Raw genomic sequence first — 14,308 nt, 5'->3', positions numbered from 1 at the left:
TCCGAGTCCCGTCAGTCGCGGCGGGCCGTCCAGGGCAGCGCGGCCGGACGGGCGCGGGAGGCGAGCGGGCCCACGCCGGCGGCGTACACCGCGAGGAAGGCGCCCGGTCCGAGGAGGTCGGGACGCGGCCTGGGGTGGCGGGTCCCGGACCGGAGTGCGCCGGCCCGGAACCCGCCGCCTCCACGATCCCGTCCGCGCCCGATCCGGTCGATTACCCATGAGGTAATGCCCGACCCGCCGTCCTGACCGGCGCCCCACCCTCCCCCGGTCTCCTCTCGTCCCCTCCCGTCTCTTCCCGTCCCCTCCCCTGCCCTCCGTCCCCTCCCGTCTCGTCCCGTCTCGTCCCCACCGCGGGCCCGATCCGGTCCGTCGCGGCTCCCGCCCGGTGCTCCCGCGTGGCGATCACCTCACCGTCGCCCCTGTGAGAGCAGGGCCGGGACATGACACACTGACCCGCGTGCCTCGACACGCAGGGGAGACGTGGCGTGAGTGAGCGGCGGCCCGCGCCCACGGTGGGCCAGGTGGTACTCGGCAGGCGGTTGCAGGACCTGCGTGAGGCGGCCGGCCTCGGCCGTGAGGAGGCGGCCCGCGCGCTGCGCGTGGCCCCGGCGACCGTACGGCGCATGGAGACGGCCGAGGTCGCGCTGAAGATCCCGTACGTGCAGGTGCTGCTGGAGACCTACGGGGTATCCGAGGAGGAGACCGCGGCGTTCGTCGCGCTCGCCGAGGACGCGAACCGGCCGGGCTGGTGGCAGCGGTTCCACGACGTGCTGCCGGAGTGGTTCAGCCTGTACGTGAGCCTGGAGGGCGCGGCGCGGCTGATCCGCTCCTACGAACCGCACTTCGTGCCGGGGCTGTTGCAGACCGAGGCGTACGCGCGGGCCGTGCTGGAGGCCGGGACGGTCGGGCAGACGAGCCCCGAGGCGATCGAGGGGCATGTGTCGCTGCGCATGGCCCGGCAGCGGCTGCTGGACGGCCCGAACCCGCCGCACCTGTGGGTGGTGATGGACGAGACGGTGCTGCGCCGCCCCGTCAGCGTCGACGCCACGGTGATGTACGAACAGCTCGACCGTCTCCTGGAGCTCGCCGGCCGCGACCGGATCACCCTGCAGGTCGCCGAGTTCGCGACCGGTCCGCACCCGGGGACGTACGCGCCGTTCTCCCTGTTCCGGTTCGGTGAGCCCGAGCTGCCCGACATGGTCGTCACCGAGTACCTGTCCGGCGCCCTGTACCTCGACTCGCGCCAGGAGGTCTCCGCGCATCTGGAGGTCCTCGACCACATGACGACCCACGCCGCGTCGGCGCAGCGCACGAGGGAGATCCTGCGGGACATCCGCGGGGCCGGCTGAGCGGACCCCGCCGCGCCGGATCCCGCGTCACCCCCGCGCCCCGCCCCACACACCAGCCCCAGGCCGCCACCGCACCGCTCCGGTCCACCGCTTGGGTCCAGCCCACCACACCGCTCCAGTCCAGCCGTCACCGCACCGCCTCAGCCGTCACGACCCCTGGGAGAAGACCCGCATGACCGGATCCGAGTCCGCAGCATCCGTCCGCATCGACACCAGCAGGCCTCATCCGGCCCGCGTGTACGACTGGTGGCTGGGCGGCAAGGACAACTACCCCGTGGACGAGGAGCTGGCCCGCCGGATCCTCGCCGTGGACGGCACGGTGCTGCGCGGAGCGCGCGCCAACCGCCGGTTCATGCAGCGGGCCGTGCGCACCGTCGCCGAGGCCGGGACGCGCCAGTTCCTGGACATCGGCACCGGGATCCCCACCGAGCCGAACCTGCACCAGGTCGCGCAGACCGTCGCCCCGGAGTCGAAGGTCGTGTACGCGGACAACGACCCGATCGTGCTGCGGCACGCGGAGGCGCTGCTGCACGGCTCGCCCGAGGGCTCCACGCACTACGTGCACGCCGACGTCCGTGACGTCGACGGCCTGCTGGACCGGGCGGCCGACTCCCTGGACCTCGACCGGCCGGTCGCCCTGTCGCTGGTGGCGCTCACCCACTACCTGGGCGAGGACCCGGCCGGCGACGACGTGTACGGCCTGCTGAAGCGGTACGTGTCCGCGCTCGCGCCGGGCAGCCACCTGATCCTGTCGCAGGTCACCCCCGACCTGAACCCCGAGGCCATCGAGAAGGCGGCGCACCACTTCCGGCAGAGCGGCACCCCGTTCCACCCGCGCTCGCTGGCGGAGTTCTCCCGCTTCTTCGAGGGGCTGGAGCTGCTGGGCCCGGGTGTGATCCCGGTCTCCGGCTGGCGGCCGGAGCCGCAGGACGTGGCGCTGCAGGCGGAGGGGATCGTGCCGGTGTACGCGGGGGTCGCGCGCAAACCCTGACCCGTCGGCGCGGGGTGACCCGTACGGGCGCTGTGAACGGGTGCGCTCCCGCGCCCGCCCCTAGGTTCGAGACACGGGGGTGAGCAAGGGAGCGCACGTGACCGCACCACGGACACCGCCCACCGAGCCCGGCACGGCGCACCTCGCCGAGTCCGCCGGAACCGGCTCCGACACCGGCACCGGCACAGCTGTCGGCGTCGTCACCAGCGTCGGCGCCGGTGACGCGAGGGAGGTCTGATGCCCACCGACGCCGTGCTGTACCAGGCGGCCGCGCTCTGCCTGACCCACCCGGACGACGACTTCCACGCCCGGCTACCGCTGCTGCGCGAGGCCGCCCCGCAGCTGCGGGAGTTCACCGATCACGCGGCCGTGACGCCGCCCCGGGAGCTGGCCGCTCACTATCTGCGGGTCTTCGACGGGGAGAACCGGCACAGCCTGTACCTGAGCCGGTGGCGGGACACGGACCCCCGGCGGCCCGGCACGCCCCCGGCCCGCTTCCGCGACCTCTACCGGCGGTACGGGCTGGAGGTCACCGGTGAGGAGCCGCCCGACTTCCTGCCGGCCGTGCTGGAGTTCGCGGCCCGCACCGGCGACACCGGCCCGCTCACCGATCACCGCCACGGCCTGGAGCGGCTCCGCGCGCGGCTCACCGGCTGCGGTACGCCGTATGCGGCGGTCCTGAACGCGGTGTGCGCCACAGTGCCGGCCGCAGGCACCGACGCGCGCCCCTGACGACCCGGTGACCGCCCCGCCGGAGCGGCCTAGGCGCCCTTGGCCTGGTCCTGGTCGTCGTCGACGATCTCGGCGTCGACGACCGTCTCGTCGTCCTGCTTCCGGGCCGAACCGCCACCCGCGCCGCCGCCCGCCGCGTCGGACCCCGGCGGGGTCTGCTGCTGGGCCTGTGCGTACATGGCCTGACCCATGCGCTGGCTGACGGTGGCGAGTTTGTCGACGCCGGCCCGCAGGGCGCCGGTGTCGGCGTTCTGCTCCAGGAGCGTCTTCAGTTCCGCGATCGCCGCCTCGACCTCGCCCTTGACGTCGGCCGGCACGCGCGCGCCCTCGCCCGCGTCGTCGCGGAGGAACTTCTCGGTCTGGTAGACGAGTTGTTCGGCCTGGTTGCGGGTCTCGGCGGCCTCCCGGCGTGTGCGGTCCTCCTCCGCGTACTGCTCGGCCTCGCGCATCATGCGGTCGATGTCGTCCTTGGGGAGGGCGGAGCCGCCGGTCACCGTCATCTTCTGTTCGCGGCCGGTCGCCAGGTCCTTGGCGGAGACGTGCATGATGCCGTTGGCGTCGATGTCGAAGGCCACCTCGATCTGCGGGACGCCGCGCGGGGCCGGCGGAAGGCCGGTGAGGTCGAAGACGCCGAGCTTCTTGTTGTAGGCGGCGATCTCACGTTCGCCCTGGTAGACCTGGATGCCGACCGAGGGCTGGTTGTCGGTGGCCGTGGTGAAGATCTCCGAACGGCGGGTGGGGATCGTGGTGTTCCGTTCGATGAGCTTCGTCATGATGCCGCCCTTGGTCTCGATGCCCAGGGACAGCGGGGTGACGTCGAGGAGCAGGACGTCCTTGACGTCGCCGCGGAGGACACCCGCCTGCAGGGCGGCGCCGACGGCCACCACCTCGTCGGGGTTGACGCCCTTGTGCGGGTCCTTGCCGGTCAGCTCCCGCACCAGGTCCGTCACCGCGGGCATCCGGGTCGAGCCGCCGACGAGGATGACGTGGTCGATCACGGAGAGTTTGATGTTGGCGTCCTTGACGGCCTGGTGGAAGGGCGTCTTGCAGCGGTCGAGCAGGTCGGCCGTCAGCTCCTGGAACTGGGCGCGCGTCAGTTTCTCGTCGAGGTGCAGGGGGCCTTCGGCGGAGGCGGTGATGTAGGGGAGGTTGATCGTCGTCTCGGTCGAGCTGGACAGTTCGATCTTCGCCTTCTCGGCGCCTTCGCGCAGCCGTTGCAGCGCCATCCTGTCGTTGCTCAGGTCGATGCCGTACTGGCCCTTGAACGTCTTCACCAGGTGTTCGACGATCCGCTGGTCCCAGTCGTCGCCGCCGAGGTGGGTGTCGCCGTTGGTGGCCTTGACCTCGATGACGCCGTCGCCGATCTCCAGCAGCGACACGTCGAAGGTGCCGCCGCCGAGGTCGAAGACGAGGACGGTCTGCTCCTCACCGCGGTCGAGGCCGTAGGCGAGGGCGGCCGCGGTGGGCTCGTTGATGATCCGCAGCACCTTCAGGCCGGCGATCTCCCCGGCCTCCTTGGTGGCCTGCCGCTGGGCGTCGTCGAAGTAGGCGGGCACGGTGATCACCGCGTCCGTGACGTCCTCTCCGAGGTAGGACTCGGCGTCCCGCTTCAGCTTCTGCAGGACCCTGGCGGACAGCTCCTGGGCGCGGTAGCGGGTGCCGTCCACATCGCCGTGCTCGGGGAAGCGCCAGTGCGCGTCACCCATGTGGCGCTTGACCGAGCGTGCGGTGCGGTCGACGTTGGTGACGGCCTGCCGCTTGGCGACCTCGCCGACGAGCACCTCGCCGTTCTTGGCGAAGGCCACGACCGACGGGGTGGTCCTGGCCCCCTCCGCGTTGGCGATGACCGTGGGCTCGCCGCCCTCCAGGACGGCCACCACCGAGTTCGTGGTGCCGAGATCGATCCCGACCGAGCGTCCCATCGCTGTCCCCTTCCGCCAGGGAGCCCCGCGCTTCCGGACTTCCAGCACAAAACTTGAGCGGGCTTCTGTCAATGGGGGCGTGCGCCGCCCCCGCGGTCGTGGGCCGTGCGCCCCGCGCGCTCTCGGGTGCGCGCGCCCTCCGAGGAGGGCCGTGAGCCCTGCCGGGCACCCGGCGGACGGTTCCGCCGGTCAGGAGGACAGGTGCCCCGCCGGACGCTTTCGATGCGGCTCCCCGCGCAGCTCCACCGCCCGCCGGGGCCGGTCGGTGATCACCACGTCCACGCGCCGGTCGGCGAGGAAGGCGCGCAGCCCCGCGTCGTCGTTGACCGTCCACACCATGGTGAACAGGTGGTGCCGGACCGCCCCCCGCAGCACGCCGGCGCGCGCCAGCCGCCGGTGCACGGCGACGCCGTGCGCGCCGCAGGCCCGCAGGCGCCGTAGCGGGAACAGCTCACTCGCCCGGGTCCCCACCAGCCGGCCCGCCGCGATCTCGGCGCGGTCGCGGCCCAGCGACAGGGCGGTCCGCACCCCGGGGAAGGACCGGGTGATCGCGGCGACGGAACGGTCCTCCAGGGTGGTCGCGACGAACCCGTCCCGGCCGAGCAGCGCCACCGCACGGTCGATCAGCTCGCGCTCGTAGCCGGTCTCCTTCAGGTCGAGGTGCCCGACCAGCTTCCCGGCGACCAGCGCCATGACGTCCTCGACGACCGGGACGGCGTATCCGGCGCGGGCGCACAGCTCGGCGTAGCCGATCCGGGACAGCGGTGGTCCGGTGCGGCAGGCGCGCGCGTCGTGGTGGACGACGAGCACGCCGTCTGCGGTCCGCCGGATGTCGAACTCGGCGTACTCGGCGCCGGAGGCGAGTGCGTCCTCGTACGCCTCGCGGGTGGCGGCGCCGCGTCGTTCGGAGCCGCCGCGGTGGGCGGAGACGGCGGGGTACGGCCCCATGGGCTCACCTCCCTGTCCGGTGTCCGGCCGCTTGCGGCACCGTCGTCGTCCCTGTCCGCCGCCGGGACGTCACCCGGCCTGTCCGGTCGCCCGGACCGCAGCCCGTTATACCCGGCCCGGCCGCCCCGAACCGAACGGGGGTGCGAGCCGTCCGTGGTGGACGGCCCGCACCCCCGGCGGGTGGTGGGGTGTCGGCTCAGGCGAGCTTCGCCGACAGCGTGATCGGTACGGCCTTCAGGGCCTGGCTGACCGGGCAGTTGGCCTTGGCCTCCTCGGCGGCGGCCACGAACGCGTCGTGGTCGAGGCCGGGCACGGTGCCCTCCACGGTCAGGTGGATGCCGGTGATGCCCTCACCCGGCTGGAAGGTGACGTCGGCCGAGGCGACGAGTTTGGTGGGCGGGGTGCCGGCACCGGCGAGGGCGTGCGAGAAGGCCATCGAGAAGCAGCTGGAGTGGGCGGCCGCGATCAGCTCCTCCGGGCTGGTCCTGCCGTTCGCCTCCTGGGAGCGGGAGGCCCACGTCACGGGCTGCTGGTCGATGGCACCGGAGGAGTCGAAGCTGACGACGCCGTTGCCCTCGAGCAGGTTGCCTTCCCAGACGGTGTGTGCGGAGCGCGTGGTGGCCACGACGATTCCTTTCCAAGTACTGGCTGATACGGCGGGGGCGGTCCCGTTTCCGGGTGCCTGTGCCCCATCCGATCACACCGGACCCCGCCGTACCCAGCGGACGGGGCAACGACGCCGGGCGCGTCGGCGCTGTCGCCCGCGGCGCCGGGCCCTCATCGCACCCGGAAGACCGGCCCGCGCGGCGTGAACGGCAGCCGGCTGCCCTGCGGGATCAGGTACGCGTGCTCGCGCCGTATCCGCAGGGTGTCGCACCAGCCGTCGGTGATGACGAGGACCGGCGCGCCGGGCGGGAAGTCGTCGGCGCGGTGCAGCAGGTCGACACCGGGCTGCAGGACCGTGCCGCCGCGCCCGTGGACGCGGACCCGGCCGGCGATCTCGGTGACGGGGAGGTAGCCCGCGTCGTGCGGGGCCGCGTCGCAGAAGACGACCCGGGCGGCCGGTACGTCGCGGGCCTCGGCGTAGGAGGCGATCGCGCCGAGTGCCTTGCCGAGGAGGGTGCGGTCCATGGAGCCGGAGGTGTCCAGGACGACGCCGAAGGTGCAGCGGGCGACCTCCTCGGGCGGGAAGAGGCGGCCCGCGCGCGGGATGTCGGGCGTGGAGGCCTGGCGGCGGGCGGGCCGGGCGTACGACCGGACCGGCTCCGGGCGGGGCACGAACTCGTCGAACCAGCGGGCGAGCCGGGCGTCCCACGGCAGGGGTGGGTGGCTGAGGGCGCGGATCTCCTCGACGAGGCCGCCGGGGAGGAAGCCGCGTTCCTGCCGCTGGTGCAGGTCCAGGCCCTGGGCGAGGCCGCGCCGGTAGAAGCCGTCGAGGTCGACGTGGTCGCCGGGCGGGCCGAGGGGGGCGCCGAGGACGTCGCCGGTGCCCTTGCCGCGCGGGGTGGACAGGCGGCGCATCCGGCGCAGGTCGCCCGCGATGCGGTCGTAGACCTCCTCGCCGGACAGGCCCGTCAGCTCCGCGTCGTACAGCAGCCCTTCGGGCATGGTGCCGACCTGCATCTCGCGCAGCCAGCCGTTGATGACGTAGTCGCAGGCGACGTTGAAGAGATAGGGGTCGCGGGTGCCGCAGCGGTCGCCGTGGCGCAGGGCGGCGTGCAGCATCTCGTGGGCGAGGATGAAGCGCCACTCCTCGTCCTCGAACGTCCGCAGCGGATTGACGTAGATCTCGCCCGCCTCCGCGTTCACGGCGGCGATCTGGATGCCGTGCGCGCGGGCGAGTTCGGCGTCGGCGACGAGGGTGATGCCGGCCGCGATGCCGCCCAGCAGCGGATACGAGGAGATGAACCAGCTCAGCGCGTTCTGCCAGGGGCGCCGGTCGGGGGCCTCGCCGTCGAGGGAGTCGCGGCGGCCGCCCGCCATGTCCATCGCGGCGGACACGGTCCGGGTGAGCGCGGTGGCGAAGGCGAGCTGCCAGTCCGGGGCCTGGGTGGCGTACCAGCCGTGCCACGGGACGAGCACCTGGTCGGGCTGGGTCCCCGCCGTGCCGCAGTGCTCGTGGACGGGAGGGATGCCGGTGCGCCGCCAGCGGTCGGCGAGCTGCTCCTCGTCGCCGTCGGGGTAGGTCCGCGGCAGCTCGTCCGGGGCGCGGCCGACGGGGAAGGTCAGCAGGAACCGGTTGACGACCGTGCAGCGCGCGGCGAGGTCGAACCGGTCGGGCTGGACCCGGTCGCCCTTGGCCGCCGGGACGTGCCCGAAGCCGAGGTGGAGGGCTGCGTGGGCGAGCGACCAGGCCCAGCGGGCCGGCTCGGCGAGGCGGTCCGGGTGGGCGTGCACCGTGCCGTCGGAGTGGACGGTGAGGAGGCCGTCCCGGGGCGCGAGGGTGCAGTCCTCGTGCCGGCAGACGTCGAAGTCGACGGCGGCCAGCGCCGGGTTGGCGCGCACCAGGCGCATGCCCTCCGCGAACGCCTCCCCGGCCAGGTCCCGCTTCTTCTTGCCGCGGCCACGGCTCACCGTCGCGCCTCCACCAGCCGGGGCATGTCGCGGGCGGCCTCGACCAGGAACCAGGCGGGCAGGACGGGGTTGCCGTCGGCGTCGGAGGCGATGACGGTCTGGGCGACCTCGACGGAGATCTCGGCGAGCTGCACGAGCAGCGACTTGGCGCGGTAGGCGGTCTGCCGGCCGTTGGCCGACATGTGCTCCTTGACGGCGGGGAGTTCCTTGACGAGGCGGCCGCGGAAAGACTCGGCGAGGTAGTACAGCAGGTCGCGGTCCTCGACGCGGTGCGGCCAGGGCGCGTCGCCCTTGAGGACGGCCTCGATGCCGTACCGGCTGCGGACGATCTTGACGTAGCCGCAGAAGGCGGTGGCGTGCGCGGGGGTGAGCGTGCCGTGCGCGAGGACCTTCAGGGTGTCCTCGTCGAGGTCACGGCCGAAGGAGTGCAGGGCGTCGGAGAGCATGTGCCAGGAGCGGGGCGTGGAGAACGGCTCCTCGGTCTTGGGCGGCTTGGACCACAGGTGGTCGGGGCGGTCGGTGACGTGGTCCAGGACCCACGGGTGGATGCCGTGTGCGGCGGCCCAGGTGAGCCAGTCCTTGGCGGAGGCCTCCAGGTGGACGTGGGTGAGGCGGTTGACGAGCGCGGAGGCGACGGGGCGGGCGAGGGCGTTGTCGGTGGCGCGGTTGCCTGCGCCGATGACGATCGAGCCCTTGGGCAGCTCGTAGTTCCCGATCCGGCGGTCGAGGATCAGCGAGTAGAACGCCTTCTGCACGTCCGGGGTGGCCGCGTTGAGCTCGTCCAGGAACAGGCAGTACGGCTCGTCGCGGGCGATCGCCTCCGGCGGGCAGAACACCGACCGCCCGTCACGGATCTGCGGCACGCCGATGAGGTCCTCGGGCGCGAGCTGGGTGCCGAGCAGGCTCACGCACTCCAGGCCCAGGGACTCTGCGAAGTCCCGCACCAGGGAGGACTTTCCGATGCCGGGGGCGCCCCAGAGGAACACCGGCCGCACGGTGGCGAGACCGAGCAGCAGTTCGGGGATGCGGGCGGGGGTGACCGTGACGGCTGCCTGCAACGCGGCGGCTCCTTGCGGGATGCGGGGTGGAGAGGGCGCGCGCGGTCGCCGCGGCGCCGGGGCACCGCGACGAGGGCGCGGGACCGGTACGGACAGTGTGGGCGTACGGATCCGTCGGCGCAGCCGGTTTTCAGGCGGCGCGCTCCTCCGACGCCGTCTCCAGCGGCACCTGGGGCCCGTCGGACTCGCGCAGCCAGCGGCGCAGGACGCGGTGGACGTGCTCGGCGCCGGTCAGGTCCTCCCCGTCGGCGACGGGCGCGGACAGGGCGAGCGGGGACAGCAGGAACGGCTTGGACTGGGCGCCGCCGAGGCCGCCGTGGGAGCCGATCTGCTCCTCGAAGGCGAGGACCTCGCCGTCGGCGGGGTCGTGGAAGGAGTTGACCATGATGTCGGCGGTGTGCGGGAAGGAGTGGGTGCGGCGGACCGCCTCGGCGGCTCCCGGGCCGAGTCCGGCGAGCGGGCCGGGCTCCTCGTCGAGCCGGTCCACGGGGATCTGGGCGCCGTGCGCGCCGAGCACCACCCCGCCGTGCTCCTCGCTGCGGACGAGGAGGAAGCCGATGCCGGGATGGTTGGCGAGGGTGGTCAGCAGCGCCGGGTACCGGGCGTCGATCTCCTCCTTGCTCATCCGGTGCGGCACGTCGGGGAAGGAGACCAGCCCGAGGTTGCCGGAGGCGAGCACGACCGGCTCCGAGCGGCGGGAGGGGCGGTGCTGCTCACCGCCCTCCTCGACCGGGCGGCGCAGTGCCGCCCGGACGGCCGCACGGGCCTCGGCGCCGCTGTGGGTGCGCTCGGCCCGGCGCGGCACGGGCAGCCCGCAGCCGGCCCGCACCAGGTCGCCGAGGGTGAGCCCGTAGCGGGCGCGGAAGGTTTCGCCGGGGCTCTGCCCGTGGTCGGACAGGACGACGATCCGGTACGGCCGGGGGGCGTGCTCGGCGACGGTCTCGATGAGCGCGAGCGCCCGGTCGAGGCGGGCGAGGACCTGCTCGGCGTCGCGGCTGAGCGGGCCGGAGTGGTGGGCGACCTCGTCGTAGGCCACGAGGTCGGCGTAGACGGCGCTGCGGCCGGCGAGCATGTCGCCCATCACCGCGGCGACGACGACGTCGCGTTCGACGACGGTGGCGAAGGCGCGGATGAACGGGTAGAGGCCGCCCCGGGCGACGCGCGGGCGCTGCTTGCGCAGGCGGGCGCGGGTGGACTGGCCGATCTCGCGGGCGACCTCCGCGACGAACGACAGGGCGGTGCGGACCGCGTTGGCCGGGTCGGAGAAGTACGCGAAGTAGCCGGCCCGGGAGCGGGTTTCGGGGCTGCGCCGCCGGGTGGCGATGGACAGGACGAGGGCCTGTTCGTCGGCGCCGCCGCCGAAGAGGTTGCCGCGGCTGGCACCGTCGGCGGAGAGCAGTCCGCCGTCGCCGGTGCGTTCGACGGCGCGGCGCTGGAGTTCGGCGGCGCTGGTGGGACGGTTGCAGACCATCACCTCCCGGCTGTCCTTCTCGTACCAGCGGAAGGCGGGGACGTCGTGGTTGCTGCCGTGCAGGATGCCGAGCTGGCTGGCGCCGGTCTGACTGGACCAGTCGGTGCGCCACGGGGTGAGGCGGTGGGTGGGGCGGGGGTGTCGCCGGTCCGGTCCGGGGCCGTGGCCCAGCCAGCGGCCGATCGTCGGCATGAGCCCCTTGTCGACGGCGGCGACGAGGACGTCGTGGCCGACGCCGTCGAGCTGGAGGAAGACGGTGCCGTGGGTGGCGGGGCAGGCGGGTCCGGTCCGGCGGCGGCGGCGGTCGGCGAGGCGGTACAGGCGGCGCCGGTAGGCGTCGTCGTCGCGGACGGCGAGGGCGGCGCCCGTCGCGGAGGCGACGGCCGACATCACGGCGGCCACGATGACGGCGGTCTCGGGGGCCGCCTCGCTCTGCCCGGAGGGGTTCAGACGCAGGGTCAGCAGGAGCAGCGAGCCGTTGAGGAAGAACACCAGCAGGCCGAGGACGAGCGCCGGTACGAGCAGCAGCAGACGGACCAGGAGGGGCCAGGCCAGGGCGGACAGCAGACCGAACACGCCGGCGCCGACGGCCGCGGTGACGGCGATGGTGGTGGCGCTGTCGCCGTCGGGCGACTGGAGCCGGAAGTCGGGCAGGATGCCCGCGAGCACGAGCATCGTGACCGTGGACACGCCCCACACCGCGACGCTCCGCCCGGCCTGACTGACGGCCCGCCGCCAACGCCCCGCACGCACGCCCCGCACACCTCACGATCCGGCCCCGTCGCCCGTGGAGGCCGCCTCCACCCTGTCATACCGCGCTGACGGGCGTGCGGGGTCGGGGCGGTGGTGCCCGTGCCGCCGTCCGCCGCGAGTGCCCGGACCCCGCGTTCATCCGCCGTCCTCCCGGGACTTGGCGTCCACCCGCGTCCGTACCGGCACCCGGTGTTCATCCGCCGTCGTACCCGCACCCGGTGTTCACCCGCCGTGGTCCACGGGCCCGGTGTTCATCCGCAGTGGTCCACGGGCCCGGTGGTCACGCTCCGTCGTCGTCCATGGACCCGGTGTACACCCGCCGCCCGGGGCCCGGTGTTCACCGGCCGTCGTACCCGGCCGTCGGCATCGACAGGCGGCGGTGTACGCGGGCCTTCATCTGGGCGTCGTAGGCGGGTTCGGCGAAGCCGACCGTCTCCACGCGGACCCCGCGCCGGGCGCACTCCGCCGCGAACTCCTCGACGCAGGACAGCGCGCTCTCCAGTACCCGCCGGCTGGGCGCGACGAACAGGTCGACGCCGGGTCTGACTCCGTCCCACAGCACACCGTGGTCGGCGCGCAGTCCGCGGACGAGCAGTTCGCGGCGGACGACGTACCCGCGTTCCGCGGCCCAGCGCGCGCACATCGCGTGCTGGCTGCGGGAGTCCACCAGGAAGGGATCGGCGTCCAGTTCCTCCAGCGGCGTCAGACTCGCGATCGCCGTGACCCGCACCGGTCCCATGGCGTCCCCCTCACCTCCGGGTTTCGCCGCCGACCCTACTCCTGCCCGTAGGCTTCGGGGAGTCGCGCGAAGGAGGCAAAGAGGTGCCGGTGGAGATCACCTGGTGGGGTCACGCCACCTGCACGGTCGAGGATTCGGACGTCCGTGTGCTCACCGACCCCCTGTTCGCCCGCAGGCTCGCGCATCTGCGCCGCCGCCGGGGCGCGCCGCCCCCGCCCGGCGCCTGGCGCGCGGACGTGGCGCTCGTGTCGCACCTGCACGCCGACCACCTGCACGTGCCGTCGCTGGCGCGCCTCGCGCCGGGCACGCGCCTGTTGGTGCCCCGGGGCGCGCCGCGCGCCGTGCCGGGGCTGCGCCGCCTCGCCCATCTGCGGCTGACCGAGATGGAGCCCGGCGACGAGAGGGGCGTCGGCGGGGTGCGGATCCGGGCGGTGCCCGCGCGGCACGACGGGCGGCGGCTGCCGTTCGGCCCGCACCGCTCCCCCGCGCTGGGATACGTCGTCGAGGGCGGGGCACGCACGTACTTCGCCGGGGACACGGGCCTGTTCGAGGACATGGCCAAGGAGGTCGGGCCGGTCGACGTGGCGCTGCTGCCGGTGGGCGGCTGGGGGCCGTTCCTCGGTGAGGGGCACCTGGACGCGGGGCGCGCCGCGGAGGCGCTGGCCCGGCTGGCGCCGCGCAGTGCTGTGCCGGTGCACTACGGCACGTACTGGCCGATCGGGATGGACTCCGTGCGCCCCCACGAATTCCACGCGCCGGGTACCGAGTTCGTGCGTCTGGCGGCCGAACGGGCGCCGGAGGTGGTGGTGCACCGGCTCGAGCACGGGGAGAGCGTGCGCCTGGGGGACGCGCGGTGACGCCGCTGTCCGCCACCTTCACGACGGTGCTGCCGACGGAGTCCACGCAGCAGGCGATCGGCTATCCGTCGCTGTTCCTGCTGGTGCTGATCGGGGCGTTGGTGCCGGTGGTGCCGACCGGGGCGCTGGTGAGTTCGGCGGCGGTGGTCGCCGTCCACCGGGCGGCGCCCTTCTCGCTGGCGCTGGTGTTCCTGACGGCGTCGCTGGCGGCGTTCCTCGGGGACGTGGCGCTGTACTGGCTGGGGCGGCGGGGGATGAAGTCGAAGAACGGCTCCCGCTGGCTGGAGGCGATACGGTCGCGGGCGCCGGAGGAGCGGCTGGGGCAGGCGCAGGCGAAGCTCGCCGACCACGGCACGGCGGTGCTGGTGGTGTCCCGGCTGGTGCCGGCTGGCCGGATACCCGTGATGCTGGCGTGTCTGCTGGCGAAGTGGCCGATGCGCCGCTTCGCGCGGGGCAACCTGCCGGCCTGCCTGGCCTGGGCCGTGACCTACCAGCTGATCGGGATACTGGGCGGCTCGCTGTTCCCCGAGCCGTGGGAGGGCGTGGTCGCCGTGGTCGCGCTGACCCTGGTGATCAGCGCGGCCCCGAGCGTGTGGCGGCGTGTACGGAGGGCCAAGGCCGCCTGATGGAGTGCGGGCAGAGCCGCCCGCCGGCGGGAGCGGAGCGGGACGCTGCGCGTCCCGCTCACCCGGCTAAGCGTCAGGGGTGGTTCGCCGGGCCGGCCTGCTGGATCGCGGGATGGTCGCCGCCGCGCCTCCAATGGCCATCATCAGTGCCACCTGAATCGCGGTGTGCAGAGATCCGCGGTCCAGTACACCGTCGTGCACACGACGAGGATCAGCCCTCCGCCATGTCTTGACCCACCACCGGCCCAGTGTCACGAGCTCGGATCAGTTTTCACGGCTCCCCCACGC

The 14,308-nt window shown here is 73.8% G+C and carries 13 protein-coding genes; 6 read left to right on the top strand and 7 right to left on the bottom strand.

Translation table 11 applies throughout. The annotated features are described in order from the left end of the window. Nucleotides 1-485 precede the first annotated feature (485 nt). From ACIBBD_RS09495 to ACIBBD_RS09480, 4 genes are all read left to right on the top strand, one after another. The gene (locus tag ACIBBD_RS09495) at nucleotides 486-1,349 is read left to right on the top strand and encodes a helix-turn-helix domain-containing protein (protein ID WP_399418745.1); all 864 of its coding nucleotides are present in this window, start codon (nucleotides 486-488) and stop codon (nucleotides 1,347-1,349) included. Nucleotides 1,350-1,521: 172 nt separating this feature from the next. Beyond that, complete coding sequence (locus tag ACIBBD_RS09490; RefSeq protein ID WP_399418743.1) at nucleotides 1,522-2,340, top strand: SAM-dependent methyltransferase; 819 nt, start codon at nucleotides 1,522-1,524, stop codon at nucleotides 2,338-2,340. A 97-nt stretch (nucleotides 2,341-2,437) separates the two neighbouring features. Then, nucleotides 2,438-2,578, top strand: a complete 141-nt coding sequence (locus tag ACIBBD_RS09485; RefSeq protein WP_399418742.1) for a hypothetical protein — start codon at nucleotides 2,438-2,440, stop codon at nucleotides 2,576-2,578. Further along, entirely contained in the window at nucleotides 2,578-3,072 is a 495-nt protein-coding gene (locus ACIBBD_RS09480; RefSeq protein WP_399418741.1) for a nitrate reductase molybdenum cofactor assembly chaperone, read from the top strand. The genes ACIBBD_RS09485 and ACIBBD_RS09480 overlap by 1 nt, the downstream gene beginning before the upstream one ends. 29 nt (nucleotides 3,073-3,101) lie before the next feature. Here ACIBBD_RS09480 and dnaK read toward each other — a convergent pair whose 3' ends face one another. The 7 genes from dnaK to ACIBBD_RS09445 form a co-directional block, all read right to left on the bottom strand. Continuing rightward, the gene (dnaK, locus tag ACIBBD_RS09475) at nucleotides 3,102-4,994 is read right to left on the bottom strand and encodes a molecular chaperone DnaK (RefSeq protein ID WP_399418740.1); all 1,893 of its coding nucleotides are present in this window, start codon (nucleotides 4,992-4,994) and stop codon (nucleotides 3,102-3,104) included. A gap of 189 nt (nucleotides 4,995-5,183) precedes the next feature. After that, a complete protein-coding gene (locus tag ACIBBD_RS09470; protein WP_399418739.1) occupies nucleotides 5,184-5,942 on the bottom strand; it encodes a glycerophosphodiester phosphodiesterase family protein in 759 nt (252 codons plus the stop codon). Between the two features lie 196 nt (nucleotides 5,943-6,138). Beyond that, nucleotides 6,139-6,567, bottom strand: coding sequence for an OsmC family protein (locus ACIBBD_RS09465; protein ID WP_399418738.1), 429 nt, complete (start codon nucleotides 6,565-6,567; stop codon nucleotides 6,139-6,141). A 152-nt stretch (nucleotides 6,568-6,719) separates the two neighbouring features. Continuing rightward, a complete protein-coding gene (locus ACIBBD_RS09460) occupies nucleotides 6,720-8,456 on the bottom strand; it encodes a hypothetical protein (protein WP_399419090.1) in 1,737 nt (578 codons plus the stop codon). 56 nt (nucleotides 8,457-8,512) lie between these two features. After that, the gene (locus ACIBBD_RS09455; protein WP_399418737.1) at nucleotides 8,513-9,574 is read right to left on the bottom strand and encodes an ATP-binding protein; all 1,062 of its coding nucleotides are present in this window, start codon (nucleotides 9,572-9,574) and stop codon (nucleotides 8,513-8,515) included. A 130-nt stretch (nucleotides 9,575-9,704) separates the two neighbouring features. After that, nucleotides 9,705-11,807: a phage holin family protein gene (locus ACIBBD_RS09450; protein WP_399418736.1), complete on the bottom strand. Its 2,103-nt coding sequence runs from the start codon at nucleotides 11,805-11,807 to the stop codon at nucleotides 9,705-9,707. 328 nt (nucleotides 11,808-12,135) lie between these two features. After that, nucleotides 12,136-12,537: a hypothetical protein gene (locus ACIBBD_RS09445; RefSeq protein WP_399418735.1), complete on the bottom strand. Its 402-nt coding sequence runs from the start codon at nucleotides 12,535-12,537 to the stop codon at nucleotides 12,136-12,138. A gap of 83 nt (nucleotides 12,538-12,620) precedes the next feature. Here ACIBBD_RS09445 and ACIBBD_RS09440 point away from each other — a divergent pair, with 83 nt between their 5' ends. Then, the gene (locus tag ACIBBD_RS09440; protein WP_399418734.1) at nucleotides 12,621-13,394 is read left to right on the top strand and encodes an MBL fold metallo-hydrolase; all 774 of its coding nucleotides are present in this window, start codon (nucleotides 12,621-12,623) and stop codon (nucleotides 13,392-13,394) included. Further along, nucleotides 13,391-14,020 carry a DedA family protein gene (locus tag ACIBBD_RS09435; RefSeq protein ID WP_399418733.1) on the top strand — a complete coding sequence of 210 codons (630 nt, stop codon included), beginning with the start codon at nucleotides 13,391-13,393 and terminating at the stop codon, nucleotides 14,018-14,020. The genes ACIBBD_RS09440 and ACIBBD_RS09435 overlap by 4 nt, the downstream gene beginning before the upstream one ends. Nucleotides 14,021-14,308 lie beyond the last annotated feature (288 nt).

The sequence above is a fragment of the Streptomyces sp. NPDC051315 genome (genome assembly GCF_044455165.1).
GTDB lineage: Bacteria > Actinomycetota > Actinomycetes > Streptomycetales > Streptomycetaceae > Streptomyces.
The sequence above is the reverse complement of the archived record's forward strand: the minus strand, read 5'-3'. Positions and strand labels throughout refer to the sequence as shown.

Excerpts from the sequence above, each read along its gene's own strand:
- ACIBBD_RS09490 (WP_399418743.1), top strand. The coding sequence starts at position 1,522 with ATGACCGGATCCGAGTCCGCAGCATCCGTCCGCATCGACACCAGCAGG.
- ACIBBD_RS09460 (WP_399419090.1), bottom strand. The coding sequence starts at position 8,456 with ATGCGCCTGGTGCGCGCCAACCCGGCGCTGGCCGCCGTCGACTTCGAC.
- dnaK (WP_399418740.1), bottom strand. The coding sequence starts at position 4,994 with ATGGGACGCTCGGTCGGGATCGATCTCGGCACCACGAACTCGGTGGTG.
- ACIBBD_RS09480 (WP_399418741.1), top strand. The coding sequence starts at position 2,578 with ATGCCCACCGACGCCGTGCTGTACCAGGCGGCCGCGCTCTGCCTGACC.
- ACIBBD_RS09445 (WP_399418735.1), bottom strand. The coding sequence starts at position 12,537 with ATGGGACCGGTGCGGGTCACGGCGATCGCGAGTCTGACGCCGCTGGAG.
- ACIBBD_RS09470 (WP_399418739.1), bottom strand. The coding sequence starts at position 5,942 with ATGGGGCCGTACCCCGCCGTCTCCGCCCACCGCGGCGGCTCCGAACGA.